This window comes from Streptomyces sp. NPDC050674, assembly GCF_040654575.1.
GTDB lineage: Bacteria > Actinomycetota > Actinomycetes > Streptomycetales > Streptomycetaceae > Streptomyces.
On record NZ_JBFAIG010000026.1, the window covers coordinates 20254 to 37013 of the forward strand.

Here is a 16760-nt window from a genome sequence, read left to right on the forward strand (position 1 = left end):
CGGACGGCTCTCACCGTACCTTCACGCACCGTACGCGCGGCCCCCGCGTGCGGGGGCCCTGGTGTGTGGGCCCCGCCCGTGCCTCCGGCCGGGCACGCGACGCACGGCCGCCGCAACGGCCCGGGAGGGGTCAGCCGGCGAGCGACCTGCCCTCCAGGTGGTCACGCGCCAGGGCGCGGATCGCGCGGAGGTCCTCCGTGCGGCGCAGGGCCCGGGACACGGCGCCGATCTCGCGCAGCAGCTCCGTGGTGTCGCGGGCGCCGGTGCCGTCGTCCTCCCCTGACCGGTTCCGCGCCTCGGCCGCGTCCAGAATCGCCACGGTGGCGGCGAGCACCTTCGCCCGGTCGGGCGGGTGGCCGAGCGCGAGGGCGGCGTCGTGGAACCGTTCCCGCCGGTCCTCGTCGATGTGCCGGGCGAGCGGCAGCAGCACGTCGCGGATGAACGTCTCCCGGCGGACCAGCCGCAGCTCCGGCGTGGCGCGCAGCAGGAACGGCACCCCCTCGCCGTTGACGGTCCGCATCAGCAGGTACAGCGGCCGCAGTTCACGGTGGGCGAGCCGGACGTGCCAGCGGCCGTGCAGGTACTGCCCGGCGTGCGGGAGGATGAAGCCGACCGCGATGAGCACGGCGGACAGGCAGGCGAGCGGCGGGGCGACGGCCGTGCTCAGCCAGTCCACGTTCCGCCCGGACCAACGGGCCACCACGGCACTGATCTTGGCGGCGTCGAAGAGCAACTGCGCCGCGTAGCCGACGCCGAGGAACTTCAGCCCCCAGCGCAGCAGCGAGTCCAGCCCGTCCGTGCGGACCCAGTTCCAGATCAGCCCGTTGGTGACCAGCGCGGCCGCGGTGTGCGCGAGCAGGTAGAGCACGATCACTTCGCGCATGTACGGAGTGTTCGCGTAGTACGTGTCGAGATCCCGCAGCCGCTCCTCCGGCACGTCCGCGAGCGCGAACAGCACCCACATCGCGACGATGACACCCGAGTAGACCGCCACCACCCCGCGCATCGCCCGCCGGGTGCGCGCCGAGCGGTCGGACAGGCCGTTGCGCCAGGCGATGATCAGCAGCAGACAGAAGGCGCAGAACGCGGTGAGCAGCGAGTAGACCCAGGGTCCGGAGAAGTTCGCCACCCCGGTGAGGCGGTTGACCCGGGCGATCGTCGAGGGCGCCACGAAGACGAACACCGCGCAGGCGAGCAGCAGCAGCCCGCCGACCGCGCGCAGCATCGGGTCCCGCCAGAGCCGGATGATGCTCGGCAGCTTGATGGCCAGGGCGGCGGCCAGGACCCCCGCGGGGATCCACCAGAAGTTCGGATAGAACTGGTTGACGAACTCGACGGGGGTCAGCGCCACCGTGCTCACGGTGCCGCACCTCCTCGCGGCCCCCGGTAGTACAGCGACCGCTGCACGGGTTCGAGGGGTACGTCGGGTCCGCGCCCGCCCGGCAGCAGCGCCCGGCATCCGGCCGCCAGCCGGTGCCCGAAGGCGTCGGCGTCGGCCTCGTCGCGCTCCCGGGAGCCGTTGCGGGCGGCCATCGCCAGCGCGATGTCGTCCCACCCCGGCCGGTCGGCGAACGCGTGGGCCGCCGCCGCACCCGCCCCGTGGTGATGCCCGTGCCCCGCGTGCAGATGCCACAGCTCATGCCCGAGGATGACCAACTGCTGCACGGCCTCGGCCCGTTCCTCGACGATGACGAGGTCGAAGTCCTGGAACTCCACCCACAGGCCGGTCACTTCGATCTCGTCCGGGAAGCGCTCGAAACGCAGCTCCACGGGCCGCCCGTCGCGCCGTGCGCTCATCTCCTCGCACAGCGCCCGGCACAACGACCGTACGTCGGCGGGCGCCTGGGGTCTCGCGCGGACCGCGGCGGTGAGGTCGGCGGCCAGACCGCGCATGGCCGCGCCACGGCGCGAACGCCCGAGCGCGGCGCTGACTCGGGCGGCCATCGTTCGCGCGCCCGCGATGTCCATCGCTCCCCCTTCTCACCACCGGGCCGGCGGCTTCGGCGGCCCGTCCGAGACTACGCGCCCGAAAGTGTGCGCGTCATGCGATCCGGCGTCCGATGTGCGGCGGAGGGCGACCGTTCGTGCCCCCGGAGTCGCGTCCAATGTGTGACCGGACCATTGACGTGCGGGCGCTGCGAACTTACGGTCCCGTTCGCAGTAGCGAGCAGCTTTCGAAATACCGAACGGACCGTGGACATCGATCGTAAGGGCAGGGCATGGGACGACCTGGCCTGAACCGCAGGCAGCTTCTCGGCGGGCTCGGCGGGCTCCTCACCGCCGGCAGCTTCGGCTTCGCCGCGCTCGGCACCGGAGCCGACGCGCTCGCCGCCGGCGCCGACACGCGCGTACGGTACTGGAACCTCTTCAGCGGCGGCGACGGCTCCAACATGATCGCGATGCTGGACGCCTTCCGTAAGGCCACCCCGGACATCGCCGTCAAGGACTCCACCCTCCAGTGGGGCAACCCCTTCTACACCAAACTCGCCATGGCGGCGGCGGGCAATCGCGCCCCCGACCTCGGCGTCATGCACCTCGGCCGCGTCACCGGCTTCGCACCCGGCCGCCTCCTCGACCCCTGGGACGTCGGCCTGCTCGCCGAATACGGCGTCCACGAGAAGGACTTCAGCCCGGCCCTGTGGAAGCGCGCCGTGGTCGACGGCAAGCTCTACGCCCTCCCCCTCGACATCCACGTCCAGCTCTGCTTCTACCGCAAGGACGTGCTGAAGAAGGCGGGGCTGCTCGGCGACGACGGCAGGATCGTGCCCGTCACCTCCGCCGACGAGTGGTTCGACGTCCTCAAGGAGGCCAAAGGGGCCACCAGGAAGGGACTTCAGACCATCGGCCTGTGGAGCAACGACCAGAACTTCCAGTGGTGGTTCTTCGTCGCCTTCTACACCCAGCTCGGCGGCACATGGTTCGACGCCGCGAACACCGAGGTCACCTTCGACACCGACAAGGCCGTCCAGGTCCTTCGGTTCCTGCGCCGGCACATCACCGACGGTTACGCCGACCCGGGTTTCGCGGGCCCCGCGGGCGCCGAGCAGTTCATCAACGGCTCCCCCTTCGTCTGGGAGGGCAACTGGTCGGTCCCGGTCTACTCCGGAGCCAAGCTCGACTACGGGGCGACGCCCCTGCCGCCCGTCTTCGGCAAGCAGGCCACCCACGCCGAGTCGCACGCCTTCGTCCTGCCGCACCGGTCCGACCGCGGTGGTGCCGTCAACGAGGCCGCCCACCGGCTCGCCGCCTACGTCGTCACGCACGCCCGGCAGTGGGCGGCCGGCGGCCACATCCCCGCGCACACGCCCACCCTGTCCACGGCCGCCTACCGTGCGCTCGACCCGCAGAACGAGTACGCCTCCGCCATGAACCACCAGGCCACCGAGCCGAAGGTGTGGTTCGCCGGCTCCACCGGCATCCTCGCCCAGCGCGTCGGCCCGATCGTCGCCGCCTCGACGATGGGCTCCACCGAGCCCGAAACCGCCGCCCGCCGGATGAAGGGCGCCCTCACCCAGCTGCTCGCCATGAAGAACCCCATGGACGGCAAGACCGCCGCACAAGGAGGTGCGGCCGCATGACGACCAGCGCCCAGACCCTCGCGGCACCCGCACGCCCCAGAACCGCCACCGCCGAAGCCACCTCGCGCCGCGGGCAGGGCTTCCAGCACGGCGGCTGGTTCGTCGCCCCGTTCCTGCTGCTCTTCGCCCTGTTCGTCATCTGGCCGCTGCTGCGAGGCGTCTACCTCAGCCTCACGGACGCCAACATCACGGGCGAGGGCGCGAGCTTCGTCGGCCTGGCCAACTACCGCGAGGCCCTCCAGGACCCGCTGATGTGGGACTCCCTCGGCCACAGCGCGTACTTCACGCTCCTGGTCGTGCCCTGCATCACCGTCCTCGCCTTTCTCCTCGCGATGCTCGCCCACCACATCGAACGCGGCAAGTGGCTGTGGCGGCTGTGCTTCTTCGCCCCGTTCCTGCTGCCGTCGACCGTCGCGGGCAACCTCTGGCAGTGGCTGTTCAACCCCGGCACCGGCATGATCAACCACGTCTTCGGGGTCGAGACGCCCTGGCTGACGGACACGTCCTACGCGATGCTCGCCATCGTCATCACGACCCTGTGGTGGACCGTCGGGTTCAGCTTCCTGCTCTACCTCACCGCCCTCCAGGGCATCCCCGGCCACCTCTACGAGGCCGCCGAGCTGGACGGCGCGAACGCCTGGCACCGCATGGTCCACATCACCCTGCCGATGCTGCGCAACATCACCGGCCTCGTCGTCGCCCTCCAGCTCCTCGCCTCGCTCCAGGTCTTCGACCAGGCCGTGGTGATGATGGACTTCACCCCCGGGCCCGAGGAATCGACGCGCACCTTCGTCCAGTTCACCCTCGAAGAGGGCTTCACCAGCTACCGCGTGGGATACGCCTCCGCGATCTCCGTCATCTTCTTCGTGATCATCGCGGCCGTCGCCCTCGCCCGGATGTGGCTGCTGCGCAACCGTGAGGAGGCCACCCGATGACCACCCGAGCGTGGACGCCCGGCCAGATCGTGCTCACCCTCCTCGGCACGGCCGTCTCGGTCGTCTTCCTCGCCCCCTTCGCCTGGGGCCTGTTCACCTCGCTGAAGTCGGAGACCGAGGCCGTCGAGGTGCCCTCGCACTGGCTCCCGCGGGACTGGACCGGCCAGGCCTGGCAGGCCCTGTTCGCATCCGGCAACATCACCGACTGGTTCGTGAACTCCCTGGTCGTCTCGGTCTGCGTGACGTCCGTCGTGCTGATGGTGAGCGCCCTCGCCGGCTACGGCTTCGCCCGCACCGAGTTCCGCGGCAAGTCCGTGCTGATGGGCGTGGTCATGGCGGGCCTGATGATCTCGCCCGCCGTCCTCGGCGTGCCGCTGTTCACCACGGTCCAGCAGATGGGCATGGTCGACACCTACTGGGGCATGATCCTGCCGCAGTGCGCGCCCGCCGCGATGGTGTACATCCTCTACAAGTTCTTCCAGGGCATCCCGCGGGAGCTGGAGGAGGCCGCGTTCATCGACGGCGCGGGCCGCTGGCGGGTCTTCTTCACCGTCGTCCTGCCGCTGTCCCGCCCCTCCCTGGCCGCGGTCGGCATCTTCACCTTCATCGCCTCGTGGAACAACTTCCTCTGGCCCTACATGGTGACCAACAACCCCGACCTGATGACCATGCCGAACGGCATCGCGACCGTCATGAACTCCTACGGCATCCAATGGGCCCAGCTCATGGCCGGAGGCCTGATGGCGGGCCTGCCCCTGATCATCGTGTCGTGTTCTTCCAGCGCCAGATCGTGGCGGGCGTGGCCCACACGGGCCTGGCAGGGCAGTAACGCCCTTCTTTCCAGGGGCGCGGGGAACTGCGCGACAAGCCCCCGCAACGGCAGACGAAACTGAATCTCGAAAGGCAAGCATGCACAAGGCCCGCTTCACCCTCGACCCCGCTTTCACGGTCGGCGAGGTCAACCCTCGCCTCTTCGGCAGCTTCGTCGAACACCTCGGCCGCTGCGTCTACACCGGCGTCTTCGAGCCCGGCCACCCCACCGCCGACGACAAGGGCCTGCGCCAGGACGTCCTGGACCTCGTCCGCGAACTCGGCGTCACCGCCGTCCGCTACCCCGGCGGCAACTTCGTCTCCGGCTACAAGTGGGAGGACTCCGTCGGCCCCGCCGAGGACCGCCCCCGCCGCCTCGACCTCGCCTGGCACTCGACGGAGTCCAACCGCTTCGGCCTCTCCGAATACATCGACTTCCTGCGCAAGATCGGCCCCCAGGCCGAGCCGATGATGGCCGTCAACCTCGGCACGCGCGGCGTCGCCGAGGCGCTCGAACTCCAGGAGTACGCCAACCACACCGAGGGCACCGCCCTGTCCGACCTGCGCGTCTCGCACGGCGACAAGGACCCCTTCGGCATCCGGCTGTGGTGCCTGGGCAACGAGATGGACGGCCCCTGGCAGACCGGCCACAAGACGGCCGAGGAGTACGGCCGCCTCGCCGCCGAGACGGCCCGGGCCATGCGCCAGCAGGACCCCGGCGTCGAACTCGTCGCCTGCGGCTCCTCCAGCCAGTCCATGCCGACCTTCGCCGCGTGGGAGGCGACGGTCCTGGAGGAGACGTACGACCTCGTCGACTACATCTCCCTGCACGCCTACTACTGGCCGGAGGACGGCGACCTCGACTCCTTCCTCGCCTCGGCCGTCGACATGGAGTCGTTCATCGACAACGTCGTCGCGACCGCCGACCACGTGGGCGCCCGGCTGAAGTCGAAGAAGAAGATCAACCTCTCCTTCGACGAGTGGAACGTCTGGTACCTGCCCGAGTGGGAGGCCCACGCCAAGACCTTCGAGCAGCACGACTGGCCCGAGGCCCCGCGCCTGCTGGAGGACAACTACAGCGTCATGGACGCGGTCGTCTTCGGCTCGCTGCTCATCGCCCTGCTCCGGCACGCCGACCGCGTCACGGTCGCCTGCCTGGCCCAGCTCGTCAACGTCATCGCGCCGATCATGACCGAGCCCGGCGGCCCGGCCTGGCGGCAGACCACCTTCTTCCCGTTCGCGCAGGCGTCCCGGTACGGCCGCGGCCAGGTCCTGGACGTCCGCGTGGACTCCCCGAAGCACCACACCGAGAAGTACGGCGAGACCGACCTGCTGCACGCCACCGCCGTGCGCGCCCAGGACGGCACCGTCACCGTCTTCGCCGTCAACCGCAGCCGCACCGAAGCGCTGCCCCTCGAAGTCGCCCTGAGCGGCCTCGACCTGACGCGGGTCGTCGAGCACAGCGCGCTCGCTGACGCCGACCCCGACGCCCGCAACACCCTCGACGACCCCGAGCGGGTCGCCCCGCACACCGTCGACGGCACGGCCCTGCGGGACGGCACGCTGAGCACCGCCCTGGAGCCGCTGTCCTGGAACGTGATCCGGCTGGCGTGACCGGCCCCCGGTCAGCGCTCGATGCGGGGCAGGGCGGTCGAGGACGGCGAGGACGAGGTCGTCCCCACCGCCCAGTAGCCGTCCGAACCCGGCACCTTCGCCAGGGCGTTCATGACGACGGGGGTCGTGGCCACCGGCCCCCGCTCGCTCACCCAGGCCGTGCCGTCCCAGCGCAGGTAGTGGGCCCGGGTCTGGTCCCAGAAGTCCCACCCGGCGATCCGGTCGGGCCGACCCCGCGCGTCGCCCACGATGCCGGACAGCATGCCGACGCCGAACGGGGCCTCGACGGACTCCCAGGAGCCGCCGTCCCCGTGCAGCAGCCGGACGCCCGGAGGCTTGCCGGGCGGGCCGCCGACGCCGTAGTCGTAACCCGTCAGCCAGATGTCGTCGCGGGCCACCGGGAGCAGCCCCGTGAAGCCGGCGCGGATGCCGCCGGGTGACGGCAGCACGGTCCAGGCATCTCCGTCCCAGCGGGCGACGAGCTCGCCGCCGTAGACCCAGATGTCGCCGCAGGGCGCGCGGTGGATGCCGTAGGGCGGGGTGGTGGTCGTCGCCGGGGGCGCCTCCAGCCAGGTCCACGTGCCCCGGTGGCCGTGCAGCAGCACCGAGCCGTCGCCGTTGCGGCCGGAGACCCAGACGTGGCCCCGGGGACCGGTCGTGACGGCGGCCAGGCTGGTCCCGGCCGTCCCGCGCCCGGGGTAGTCGGTCTCCCGCCAGGTCGGTCCGTCCCAGGCGAGGAGCCGGGCCGTGCCGGAGGTGTCGGAGCCGACGGCCCAGGCGGATCCGTCGGCCCCGGCGGCGACGGAGCCCAGGTACCCGCTGAAGCCGGGGCTCGTGCGCTGCCAGGCCGTGCCGTCCCACACGAGGGCCAGGGCCGTCCCCCGTACGCCGCCGTCGCGGCCCTCCTCGCCCACGGCCCAGGCGAGGCCGGGGCCCGAGGCCGCCACGCCGCGCAACTGCGCCGCGGGGGCGGCCTCGGGGGCCGTGACGGCCTGCCACGCGCGAGCCTCACCGACCGGGCGGGGAACCGCCCAGGCCGTCCCGCCCCGCGCCGGGACGAGCCCGGCCCCGGCCACTGCGCCCAATCCGCTGATGAAACGCCGTCTTCGCACGAGGTTCCCCTCCCTGCCGGAGGCCCTGAAGGGCCCAGATGGTGAACCAGCGTCCCGGACAAGGCACGGCAGGGGTACGGCTCGATCCGGTCACACCGGCGTGACGGGCACCCCTCCGGCCGCTGCCCCCAGCAGTGTCAGCCGCACGTCGCCCGGCCCGGCGGGTGTGGTCCCGTCGGACAGCACCGCGAGCGCCAGTGTGTTGGCACCCCGTGTGCGCAGGATCCCGTTGGGCAGCACGAAGGTGTGCTGCGGCCCCACGTCGTTGATGTACTGGCCCATGTTCCAGCCGTTGAGGAAGATCTGGACGCGGTAGGCCCGGGCCGGGTCGTCGTCGAGGACGAGTCCGACCGAGGCGTCGACGCCCGGGTCGACGTCCAGCCGGAAGTCCGTCCGGTACCAGGTGACGCCCTGGTGCCGGACGGACCGGGGCAGCTCGGCTTCCTTCCAGTCCCCGTCGTCGTACTCGGGCAGGTGCCAGCCCTCGCGTTCCCCGTGCAGCCCGCCGGTGTTCATCGGCCCGCGCACCGGGTCGGGCGTGTCGGCGCCCTGGATGCGCCAGGTGACCTCGGGGGAGGCGCCCTCGAAGGTGACGGCGGTCAGACCCCGCGCGGCCTTGTGCGTGTCGCGTGCCTCGCCGTCCATGTCGTGCTGCATCCGCCGCACGAGCACGGACAGCACGTGCCGCCGCTCCGGCTTCTCCTCGCGCAACCTCTCCCGCAGCTTCTCCGGCAGGTCGAAGCGGGCCTTCGCGGTCCACGTCCCCTGCCGTGCCCGGTCCTTGTCCGGCACCGGCATCCGGTGCGTGCCGAGCGGCTCGCCGTCCAGCCAGGCCATCAGCAGGCCCTGGGTGCCCGTGCTGTAGGCGAGGGACACGGAGTCGACGCCGCTCGTGCCCGTCCACTGGCCCCGGTACCAGACGTCGCCGTAGTGGAAGCCGTAGTCGTCGGCGAACAGCACGGGCTGCCCCTCGGGCACGGGCGTGGTGCTGAAGGTCGTCTCCTTGTCGGCCGTGGTCCAGTCCGAGTCGTCGAAGTCCGGCTCGGACTCCGGGTTCCCGGCCCGCCGCCGCCAGCCGTCCAGGGCGGGCAGGGACGGCCGGGTCACGCCGGGCAGCGGCCGCAGAGCCAGCAGGCTGCCGGAGGCGCTGATCCGTGTGGGGACCGGGCGTCCGTTCCAGGTGACGTGGGTGATGCCGCGCGGGCCCCACACCTCCAGGCCCGTCTGCCCGATGGTGTCGCCCGTGAGGTGGACGGTGGAACCCCGCAGCTCGGCCGAGCGCAGCAGGGCGGGGCCGTAGACCAGGAGCGGGCCGGAGGGGGTCTCGTGGGGCCACAGACGCAGGGCGGTGGCGTCGTCGGCGAACAGCACCAGCATGGGCGTGTCCACGCCGTCGCCCTCGACCCGCACCCGGCTCAGGCCGCCGGCGCCGAGCGGAGCGGTGATGTTCAGCTTGCCCAGGTTGTACGCCCAGGCCGGTTCCGCGTCCAGCCGCATGGGTGTCGGCTCGTCCGCGCACTCCAGGACGACCTGCGCCATCTCGCCCCGGCGGCCCGCGAACACGGCGATGTCCTGCCGCCCGGCGGTCAGGCTCACCATGGGCTGCACCGTGGAGTGCACCAGCGTCCGCTTCCCGAGCCTCAGCCCGGCGGCGATCAGCTTGGCGTCCCGGGCCGGGACGGTGACGGGCACCTCGATCCCGGCGTCCGGCAGCGTCGAGGAGACCGCTTCGCCGGTGTCGTTGCGCAGGACGTAGAAGTGGGCGCCGGTGTCGGGGTTGCGCAGGTGGTAGACCTTGATCCGCTCGTCGGTGGCCCGCACCGTCTTCGCCCGGTCCAGCTTGGCGAGGTCGGGCACGAACCGCAGCAACTGCCCGGTCTGGTGCATCGGGGCGAGCTTCGGGGTGGCGTTGCGGGCCTCGTCGAACGCGGCGCCGTAGTCGTAGGAGGTGTAGACGGCCGGGGCGGGCAGCCAGCCCCAGGAGGTGCCGCCGTACGTCATGTAGACGTTGTGCAGCGTGATGCCGTTGGCGAGGTTGGTGAGGTGGAAGCGCCGCTCGTACGCCGCGTCCCGGGTGCGGCGGGCCTCGGCGTACCCCTTGCCGTCGAACCAGGACCCGCCCCACGGGTCGAACCAGCCGCCGCCGAACTCGGGCACGAAGGCGGGCGTGCGCGGACTGGCCGTCGCCCCGCCCTTCGGGCCGCCGCTGCCGAAGAGCCCCCAGTCGGGCGGCGTCTCGTCCGGCTCCGGGTACCCGTCGAACCCGTACAGCCAGCGCCCCTTCTCGCCGCCGGTGCCGAACGAGCCCGGCGTCCAGTGGCCGCCTCGCCCCTTGTCGTTGTGGAACAGGGGCACGTCGATGCCGTCGGCGCGGACCTTCTCGTACAGGTACGACATGTAGGCGCGCCCGGAGGGGTCGTCCACGTGCGCGTCGTACTCGTTCTCGATCTGGTAGAGCAGGACGGTGCCCGTGCCGCGTGTGAACAGGCGCTTGGCGACGACGGCGTTGACGGCGGTCAGCCACTCGTCGACATGGCGCAGGTACGTCGGGTCGGAGGTCCGGGCCCGTCCCTCGGTCGCGGTGAGCCAGCCGGGGAAGCCTCCGGCGTCGACCTCCGCGTTGATGTACGGCCCGGGCCGCAGGATCACGTACAGCCCCGTCTCCGCGGCCGTGCGCAGGAACAGGTCGAGGTCGCGCACCCCGGTGAAGTCGTAGCGGCCGGGCGCGGGGGAGTGGTAATTCCAGGCGACGTAGGCGCTGACGGCGTTGTAGCCGTGGGCGCGCATCTTCTCCAGCACGTCCCGCCACAGCGACGGGCTGGGCAGCCGGAAGGGGTGCATCTCGCCCGACCACAGCACCAGGCGGCGGCCGTCGACCAGCAGCGAGTAGTGGTCGAAGCCGATCTCGTGCGCTCGGCCGTCCGCGCTCGGCACCGGGGGCGGTGGGCCGGTGGGCGCGGTGCGCGACGGGTTGGCGGAGGTCGGCGACCCGCTGCCGGTCAGCGCGAAGCCGAGCGCCGCCGTGCCGGCCAGAGCGTGGAAGGTACGCCTGCTGAGCTCCAAGGGAGCGCCTCCTGTTGTGCCTTGCGATGCGTGATGCGGGTGCTGCGGGTGGTGCGTGTGCTCAATGTCTACAGGGTCACGGCGACAATGGTCCTATGAGGATCTCGGCACGTGCGGACTACGCGGTACGAGCGGTCGTGGAGCTGGCCGTCCGGCAGGGGGAGGGACCGGTCAAGGCGGAGGCCGTCGCCCTCGCGCAGGACATCCCCCACAAGTTCCTGGAGGGGATCCTCGGCGATCTGCGGCGGGGCGGTGTGGTGGACAGCCGGCGCGGCGGGGGCGGCGGCTACCGGCTGGCCCGCGAGGCCACCGAGATCACGGTCGCGGACGTGATCCGGGCCGTGGACGGACCGATCGTCTCGGTGCGCGGCGAGCGGCCCACCGGCCTCGCCTACACCGGCACGGCCGAGCCGCTGCTGCCGCTGTGGATCGCCCTGCGGGCCAACGTGCGCAGGATCCTGGAGGGCGTGACGGTCGCCGATCTCGCGGCCGGGGCGCTGCCGGAGCCGGTGGAGCGGCTGGCGGCGGAACCGGCGGCCTGGGAGAACCCCTGAGGGGCGGCGGCCGTGGGCGGCGCTGTGCGTGATCCTCATTCCGTCCCCGGGGTGTTCTCGGTCTGACGCGCTGGTGCAACGCACCTTATGTGCCTGCCGGTACCCCAGTGAATTCCCGCCAGTGTGAATGGCCGGAGAGCGACCTGGCCGACCCCTGCCGCCCTGCGTACGATGCGACCGCTCCCGCCCTTCACATCTCCTTCATGGAATGGTCACAGGCCGGGCGCGTATGGACCGTCACTTTGACATGTCCATGTCCGTAGATCACGCATTGATCCACCCCCCACGAACGGATGGGAGAACCATGGCCGGTGGCCTGCTCCTGAGCGGCGCGATCGCCGCGCTGCTCACCAGCGCACTTCCCGCAACATCCCCGTCCTCCGGGTTCGACGACCCGCCCCCGGACAAGATCGTCATCAAGGTCGCCACGGTGAACGGCTCCGGCTGCCCGCAGGGCACGGCGGCGGTCGCCGTCTCCGAGGACAACACGGCGTTCACGGTGACCTACAGCGACTACCTCGCCCAGGCCGGCGGGAACTCCGACCCGACCGCGTTCCGCCGGAACTGCCAGCTCAGCCTCGTCGTCCACGTCCCCGGCGGCTTCACCTACGCCATCGCGAGCGCGGACTACCGCGGCTTCGCCTCCCTCCAGCGCGGCGCGAGCGCCTCGCAGCGGGCCTCGTACTACTTCCAGGGCTCGCCCAGCACGGTGTACAAGAACCACCCCTTCAGCGGCCCCCTCAACGACAACTGGCAGGCCACCGACGAGACGGACTGGGCCCAGCTGGTCTACGCGCCCTGCGGAGTGCAGCGCAACTTCAACATCAACACCGAACTCCGGGTCAACGCCGGCACCCAGTCGGCCGACAAGGTCAGCTTCATGACGATGGACTCCACGGACGGGGACATCAGCACGGTGTACCACCTGGCGTGGAAGGAGTGCCCGAAGAAGTCGTGACGGTGTGAACGGGGGGCGGCCTCACCGGCCTTGTGGTCCGGGGGACCGCCCTTCGGGATCCTGCGCGTCGTCCGGCCGGGGGCCGGCGCCGGCCACCGCCGTACCGAGAAGGACGTATGCGGCGAGGGCCGGTAGCGGTATGTGCCCGCCGGCGCGGTCGATGTCGTCGGTGAAGTATCCGGAGAGCAGCACCCAGACCGACCCGCCGACGAGCACGAGCGCGGTGTTGCCGCTCTCCCGCGTCACCAGCATGCCGGCCCACAGCAGCAGCGGCATGAGCGCCCAGGAAGCGGCCGTGGTCAGCAGGAACTCGAAGGCGCCGGCCCACGTGTCGTCCCCGCTCGCGGCCGCGCTGTCGCGTGCCCCGGCGAAGCCGGCGTACATGAGGGAGTGGCAGGCCGCGGTGGCGACGGCGACCGTGACGGCGCCTTTGGCGAAGCGTGCGTACCGCATGGCGGAGGTGTCCTCGTTCCTCGGTGAGGGCCGGTCAGTCGTGGGGCGCGAGAGCCGCGGCCGTGGCCGCCGTGAAGGCCTCCGGGTTGTCCAGCATGATGTTGTGGCCGCAGTCGGGGAGCGCGACGACGGACACCCCTGCCTCGGTGAGGGCGTCGGCGCCCGGGAGCGGGCCGTCGGACTCGGGGAACAGGAAGGTGCGGGGGATCTTCAGGTCCAGCAGCAGTTCGCGCAGGGTGGGGGTCGTGCCGCGGGTGAGGTGGAACGCGCTGCGGTACAGGGCCTCCCGGCCGGCCAGGCGCATCGTGGACCACCAGTGCGGGCCGACCCGGTCGCGGACCTCCTCCCAGCCGCCGCCCGTCACGAACTCCGCCTCGGAGCAGGCGGCTATGCCGCTGCTGCCCGAGGAGCCGGGCGTACGCGGGACCGGGTCGAGGTTGGCGTCGATCAGGACCAGGCCGGAGACCAGGTGGGGGTGGCGGGACGCCAGGACGACGGCCACCGACCCGCCCATGCTGTGGGCGATCACTTCGGCGGCCGAGACGCCCGCGGCCGTCAGGGCGTCGGCGAGTGCGTCGGCGTGCGATTCCAGCGTGTAGTCGAAGTGCGCCGGGCGGTCGCTGAGTCCGTGGCCCAGCAGGTCGATCAGCAGGGAACGGCGTCCGGCCAGGCGCGGATCGACGGCGACTTCCGTGAAGTAGGCGGGGGAGGTGGCACCGAGGCCGTGCACGTACACGCGCGGCGGCTCCTGCCCCGGCAGTTCGACCCAGCGGATTCGATCGCCCTCGGGTGTTACGGCGGCGCTGCGCACGGTCTGCTCTCCTGCGGTCACGGCGATGGGAGACACGAGAGTAACCACCGGTGTTGGATGAGCCGGTGGAGTTTTTCTGCTATCACCGCGACCGGCCCGGCTCCCTGCCGCTGCGTGAGGAGCTGGGCGAAGCGCACTGGCGCTATATGGACCGCTACGAGACGGAGCTGATCGCCCGCGGCCCGACCTTCGCCGCGGACGGGGAGACACCGTCCGGCAGCGTTCACATCGTCGACCTGCCGGACCAGGCCGCCGCCCGCGCGTTCGCCTTCGACGAGCCCAACTACCAGGCCGGGGTGTACCGGGACGTGCTGCTGCGGCGGTGGCGGAATCTGCTGGGGCGGACCATGTGGGAGTTTCCCGGTGGGCGGACGGACGGGAGGCGGTACCTCGTGCTCGGATTCGGCTCGGGGGACGGTGTGGACCTCGATCTGCCGGGTGCCTCGCGGGACGAACTGATCGCGTACGGACCGCTGCTGTCGGACGACGGTGCCGTGTGGCTGGGTACGGCCGCGCTGGTGCGGGCTGCGGATGCGCAGGCGGCGCGGGCCGTGCTCACCTCGGGGCGGTACGCGGCGGTCGAGGTGCATGACTGGGAGTTCGGCGGGCGACGGTGAGGAGCGCGCCGAGGAGCGACGAGCGGCGCGTCGTCATCCGGCTGAAGGTGGACCGGCTGTACGGGACCGCGCTCGACATCGAGGGGTAGGGCTGCCGGCACGACATGGTCCGCGTAGCTGTTGCTGCGCGGACCATTGACGCGCAAGGGGTTCGATTCTACGGTCCGTCCGAACTTGCGATCGCTGTTCGATATTTCGAGCCGCTTTGCCCCCCACCGCAAGGGAAGGACCCGCATGAGCCGCAGTCCCCGTACGCTCCGCAGGCGCACCACCCTGCTCGCCCTCCCCGCCGCAGCGCTGCTCGCCCTGATCCCGAGCACGGCGTCGGCGTACCCCAACCCGGGCCGCGTCACCGGTGACGTCGTCACCCACGACCCCTCGATGATCCGCACCTCGTCCGGGCAGTACCTGCTGTACGCCACCGGCGGCGGCATCGCGAGCAAGACCTCCGGCGACCGCACCGCCTTCCGCAACGGCGGCGACGCCTTCGGCAGCAGGCCGAGCTGGTGGCGGAACTACTCCTCCGTCCCGGAGGCCTGGGCGCCGGACATCTCGTACCACGGCGGCAAGTACCTGATGTACTACTCCGTCTCGAAGTTCGGCTCGAACACGTCCGCCATCGGCCTGGCCACCTCCAGCACCGGCCAGCCGGGCAGCTGGACCGACCAGGGCACGGTCTACACCTCGAACTCCGCCAGCGACTTCAACGCCATCGACCCGAACCTCTTCGTGGACGACGACGGCACATGGTGGCTGTCCTTCGGCAGTTGGTGGACCGGCATCAAAATGATCCGGATCAACCCGTCCACCGGGAAGCAGCTGCCCGGAAACAGCACGCGGTACTCGCTCGCCTCCCGCCCCACCGGGACCAAGGCCGTCGAGGCGCCCTTCATCGTCAAGCGGGGCAACTACTACTACCTGTTCGCCTCGTACGACACCTGCTGCAACGGCACGGGCTCCACGTACAAGGTCAAGGTCGGCCGCGCCTCCAGCGTCACCGGGCCCTACCGCGACAAGAACGGCGTCGACCTCATGAAGAACGGCGGCACGCCCGTCCTGGAGTCGCACGGCAGCGTCATCGGCCCGGGCGGGCAGTCGATCCTGAAGGACGGCGACGGCGACCTGATCGTCTACCACTACTACGACGGCGCCGCGAACGGCACACCCAAGCTCGGCCTCAACCTCTTGAACTGGAGCAGCGGATGGCCCGTCGCCTACTGACCCTCGCGGAGGGCTGGCCGACGCTCAGCGCGAGCAGCAGGGCCGCCAGCACCCCTGGATCTCATACCATGACGGCAACTACTACCTGGTGACGACCAGTTGGACCGACGTCATCACCATCCGCAAGTCCACCACCCTCGCCGGGCTCTCCACCGCCCCCGGCGTCCAGGTGCGGAAGGGCGACGCCGCCTCCCGCTGCTGCAACATCTGGGCGCCGGAGCTGCACTTCCTGAACGGCCGCTGGTACCTGTACTACGTCGCCGGGCAGAACGTGTCCCTACAAGCTCGGGCAACTGGAGCTGACCGGCTCCGACCCGCTGTCCGCCGCCTCCTGGACCAAGAAGGCCACACCCGTCTTCCAGCGCAGTGACGCGAACGGGGTGTACGGGCCAGGCCACAACGGCTTCTTCACCTCGCCCGACGGCCGCGAGAACTGGATCGTCTACCACGCCAACGACAGCGCCTCCGACGGCTGCGACAACGGCCGGACGACCCGGGCGCAGAAGTTCACCTGGAACTCCGACGGCACGCCGAACCTCGGCACACCGGTGCGGCTGGGGGCCTCCCTCCCCGGGCCCTCCGGTGAACCGGCCACCGCCTCGACGACCTACACCGTCACCAACCGCAACAGCGGCAAGTGCCTGGAGGTGGCGGGGAGTTCCGCGGCCGACGGCGCCAATGTCCAGCAGTACGGCTGCAACGGAGGCACCAACCAGCGCTGGCGCCTGGAGGACCTCGGCGACGACACCCACCGCCTGGTGAACGTCGCCACCGGCAAGGTTCTGGACACCGCCGACTGTTCGACGGCCGACGGTGCCGACCTGCGCCAGTGGTCCTGGCTGAGCAACACCTGCCAGCGCTTCCGGTTCGTGGCCACGGACGGTGGTTTCGTCCGCATCACCAACCAGGCCACGGGCAAGGTGGCCGACGTGGCCGGCTGCTCCACGGCGGACAGCGCCGACGTACGCCAGTGGACATGGCTCGCCAACACCTGCCAGCAGTGGAAACTGACGGCGGTGTAGCCCACGCCACGG

13 protein-coding genes and 3 pseudogenes are annotated in these 16760 nt (G+C 71.3%); 10 read left to right on the forward strand and 6 right to left on the reverse strand.

Annotated features, from left to right (window positions below; translation table 11 throughout):
• Positions 1-130: 130 nt before the first annotated feature.
• Positions 131-1360, reverse strand: coding sequence for an MAB_1171c family putative transporter (locus AB0I06_RS31515; RefSeq protein ID WP_363122261.1), 1230 nt, complete (start codon positions 1358-1360; stop codon positions 131-133).
• Positions 1357-1968: a toxin-antitoxin system, toxin component family protein gene (locus AB0I06_RS31520; RefSeq protein ID WP_363122262.1), complete on the reverse strand. Its 612-nt coding sequence runs from the start codon at positions 1966-1968 to the stop codon at positions 1357-1359. Before AB0I06_RS31520 ends, AB0I06_RS31515 begins: the two co-directional genes overlap by 4 nt.
• Before the next feature lie 251 nt (positions 1969-2219).
• Here AB0I06_RS31520 and AB0I06_RS31525 point away from each other — a divergent pair, with 251 nt between their 5' ends.
• From AB0I06_RS31525 to AB0I06_RS31540, 4 genes and pseudogenes are all read left to right on the forward strand, one after another.
• Entirely contained in the window at positions 2220-3578 is a 1359-nt protein-coding gene (locus AB0I06_RS31525; protein WP_363122263.1) for an extracellular solute-binding protein, read from the forward strand.
• Positions 3575-4513: a sugar ABC transporter permease gene (locus AB0I06_RS31530; RefSeq protein ID WP_363122264.1), complete on the forward strand. Its 939-nt coding sequence runs from the start codon at positions 3575-3577 to the stop codon at positions 4511-4513. Before AB0I06_RS31525 ends, AB0I06_RS31530 begins: the two co-directional genes overlap by 4 nt.
• Positions 4510-5342 (forward strand): annotated as a pseudogene (locus tag AB0I06_RS31535) (carbohydrate ABC transporter permease). Before AB0I06_RS31530 ends, AB0I06_RS31535 begins: the two are co-directional and overlap by 4 nt.
• Positions 5343-5422: 80 nt before the next feature.
• Positions 5423-6937 (forward strand): alpha-N-arabinofuranosidase, encoded by a 1515-nt coding sequence (locus AB0I06_RS31540; protein WP_363122265.1) that lies wholly within the window; start codon positions 5423-5425, stop codon positions 6935-6937.
• Between the two features lie 11 nt (positions 6938-6948).
• Here the strand turns inward: AB0I06_RS31540 and AB0I06_RS31545 are convergent, their stop codons facing one another.
• Positions 6949-8049 carry a hypothetical protein gene (locus AB0I06_RS31545; RefSeq protein ID WP_363122266.1) on the reverse strand — a complete coding sequence of 367 codons (1101 nt, stop codon included), beginning with the start codon at positions 8047-8049 and terminating at the stop codon, positions 6949-6951.
• Positions 8050-8139: 90 nt separating this feature from the next.
• On the reverse strand, positions 8140-11112 hold the full coding sequence (locus AB0I06_RS31550; RefSeq protein WP_363122267.1) for a beta-galactosidase: 2973 nt from the start codon (positions 11110-11112) through the stop codon (positions 8140-8142).
• 95 nt (positions 11113-11207) lie between these two features.
• On the opposite strand from AB0I06_RS31550, the gene AB0I06_RS31555 reads away from it, so the two are divergent.
• Both AB0I06_RS31555 and AB0I06_RS31560 read left to right on the forward strand, forming a co-directional pair.
• Positions 11208-11666 (forward strand): Rrf2 family transcriptional regulator, encoded by a 459-nt coding sequence (locus tag AB0I06_RS31555; protein ID WP_363122269.1) that lies wholly within the window; start codon positions 11208-11210, stop codon positions 11664-11666.
• A gap of 304 nt (positions 11667-11970) precedes the next feature.
• On the forward strand, positions 11971-12624 hold the full coding sequence (locus tag AB0I06_RS31560) for a DUF4360 domain-containing protein (protein WP_363122270.1): 654 nt from the start codon (positions 11971-11973) through the stop codon (positions 12622-12624).
• A 21-nt stretch (positions 12625-12645) separates the two neighbouring features.
• Here AB0I06_RS31560 and AB0I06_RS31565 read toward each other — a convergent pair whose 3' ends face one another.
• Together AB0I06_RS31565 and AB0I06_RS31570 are read right to left on the reverse strand one after the other, a co-directional pair.
• Positions 12646-13077, reverse strand: coding sequence for a hypothetical protein (locus AB0I06_RS31565; protein WP_363122271.1), 432 nt, complete (start codon positions 13075-13077; stop codon positions 12646-12648).
• Between the two features lie 34 nt (positions 13078-13111).
• On the reverse strand, positions 13112-13888 hold the full coding sequence (locus AB0I06_RS31570) for an alpha/beta hydrolase (RefSeq protein WP_363122315.1): 777 nt from the start codon (positions 13886-13888) through the stop codon (positions 13112-13114).
• Positions 13889-13953: 65 nt separating this feature from the next.
• Between AB0I06_RS31570 and AB0I06_RS31575 the strand changes: the two genes are divergently transcribed.
• From AB0I06_RS31575 to AB0I06_RS31590, 4 genes and pseudogenes are all read left to right on the forward strand, one after another.
• Complete coding sequence (locus AB0I06_RS31575; protein ID WP_363122316.1) at positions 13954-14505, forward strand: YciI family protein; 552 nt, start codon at positions 13954-13956, stop codon at positions 14503-14505.
• Between the two features lie 20 nt (positions 14506-14525).
• Positions 14526-14594, forward strand: a pseudogene (locus AB0I06_RS31580) (PPOX class F420-dependent oxidoreductase); the annotation flags it as partial.
• 145 nt (positions 14595-14739) lie between these two features.
• The gene (locus AB0I06_RS31585) at positions 14740-15726 is read left to right on the forward strand and encodes an arabinan endo-1,5-alpha-L-arabinosidase (protein WP_363122272.1); all 987 of its coding nucleotides are present in this window, start codon (positions 14740-14742) and stop codon (positions 15724-15726) included.
• A gap of 52 nt (positions 15727-15778) precedes the next feature.
• Positions 15779-16748, forward strand: a pseudogene (locus AB0I06_RS31590) (RICIN domain-containing protein); the annotation flags it as partial.
• Between the last annotated feature and the right edge of the window lie 12 nt (positions 16749-16760).